This is a genomic window from Pseudokineococcus marinus (genome assembly GCF_013004605.1).
In the GTDB taxonomy this organism is placed as follows: domain Bacteria; phylum Actinomycetota; class Actinomycetes; order Actinomycetales; family Quadrisphaeraceae; genus Pseudokineococcus; species Pseudokineococcus marinus.
Window position 1 is genome coordinate 1 of sequence record NZ_JABEMA010000447.1, and the last position, 1877, is coordinate 1877.

Annotated in this window: 1 protein-coding gene; it reads left to right on the forward strand. The window is 78.5% G+C overall.

Going from position 1 to position 1877, the window contains the following annotated elements:
* Positions 1 to 68 precede the first annotated feature (68 nt).
* Positions 69 to 1877: alpha/beta fold hydrolase (locus tag HLB09_RS16465; protein ID WP_171204382.1), on the forward strand; the 1809-nt coding region annotated here is incomplete at its 3' end.

Sequence of the window (1877 nt, forward strand, 5' to 3'; positions counted from 1 at the left end):
GTCGGGCCTCCTAGCGTCCTCGGGTGCCGGGCGGCCCGTCCGGTGTCGACCGACCCGGAGGACCGGACGTGGCCCCCACCCCTCGCCGCACCACTCGCCCCACCGCTCGTCGGGGCGCTGCCGCCGCCCTCGCCGCCGCCCTGCTGACGACGACGCTGCCGTCGGCGGCAGCCGCCCCCGGCCGTGCGCCGGTGGCCGCGGCTCCCGCGGCGGCCGCGGACCTGAGCACCGGCGGCGTGAGCGCCCCCGTCCCCGAGCTGGACTGGCAGCCCTGCGGTCCTGGTCTCGAGCCCTTCCTCTGCGCGCGGGCCGAGGTGCCCGAGGACTACGACCGGCCCCAGGGGCCCACGAGCAGCATCGCCCTGACGAAGCTGCCGGCCTCCGACCCCGCGGGGCGCATCGGCACCCTCTTCACGAACCCCGGCGGGCCGGGAGGCTCCGGCGTCGACTTCGTCCAGCAGGCCGCGCAGGTGGCCTACTCGCCCGAGGTGCGCGCCCGCTTCGACGTCCTCGGGTTCGACCCGCGCGGCGTCGCCCGGTCGACGCCGGCGACCTGCTTCCGCACGGCGCAGGCGGAGGAGGACTTCCTCCTCGGCCTGCCGCCCACCGCCTTCCCCGTCACGGAGGCCGAGGTGGCGCCCTACCTCGGCGCGAACGCGCGCCTGTCGACGCGCTGCGGCGTGACGGCGGGCGAGCGCCTCGACTCCTCCTCGACGGCCAACGTGGCGCGCGACATGGACCTCCTGCGGCAGGCGGTCGGCGACGAGGGGCTCACCTACGCGGGCTACAGCTACGGCTCGGTCCTCGGCGCCACCTACGCGGCGCTGTTCCCGACCCGGGCGCGCGCGCTCTTCATCGACGGGACCCTCGACCCCGCGGCCTGGGTGGGCGACCCGAGCGGGCGCGACCCGCTGTCGGTCGGCGTCCGCACCGGTCAGGGCGTCGCCGCCAGCCAGACCTTCGCCGAGCTCCTGCGGCTGTGCGCCGAGGCCGGGCCCGGCTCCTGCCTGCTCGCCTCGCTGGGCGACCCGGCCGACGTCGCCGAGCAGGCCCTCACCGGCCTGCGCGCCGAGCCGCTCGTCGTGCCCGTCCCCGGGGCCGAGCCCGTGGTCCTGGACTACGCGACGACCGTCGCGAGCCTCTTCCCCCTGCTCTACAGCCCCACCACCTTCCCTCTCGCCGACCAGCTGCTCGCGGAGGTGGCCGTGCTGCAGCAGGTGACGACGACGGGGGCGACGCGTGAGCGGGCGCTCGTGCGCGCCGGCGAGGTGCTCGGGGCGCTGGCCGGCGCGGGCCTGCTCGCGCCCGCGGGGGCCGCGCCCGCGCCCGGCGCCCGGGTGGGGGAGGAGTACGCGTCCCTCGGCGGCAACCTGGCGAGCCTCTGCGCCGAGACGGCGCGCCCGGGCCGCCGCTCCGCCTACGCGGCGATCGCGGCGGCGCAGGAGGACGTCGCCCCTCACTTCGGGCCCTACCGCGCCTGGGTGGGCCTGCAGTGCGAGGGCCTGGGCGCCGAGGACCCCGACGCCTACCTCGGGCCCTGGGAGCAGGAGACGCCGGTGCCCGTGCTCGTCGCCGGGACCCGCTTCGACCCGGCGACGGCCTACGCCTTCACGGCGCCCTACGCCGCGTCCTTCCCCGACGGCCGGCTGCTCACCGTGGAGGGCGTCGGCCACACGACGCTCGGCGTCAGCTCCTGCGCGGACGCGCTGGTGACGCGCTACCTGGTCGACGTCGAGGCGCCGCCGAGCGGGACCGTCTGCGACCAGGACGTCCCGGCCTTCCCCCCGCCCGCGCCGGGAGCCGGCGCGCGCGCCCTGCTCGCGGCCGACGGCGCCGTGGCCCGCGAGGCGCTGACGCGCACCGCGGTGCTCACCGGC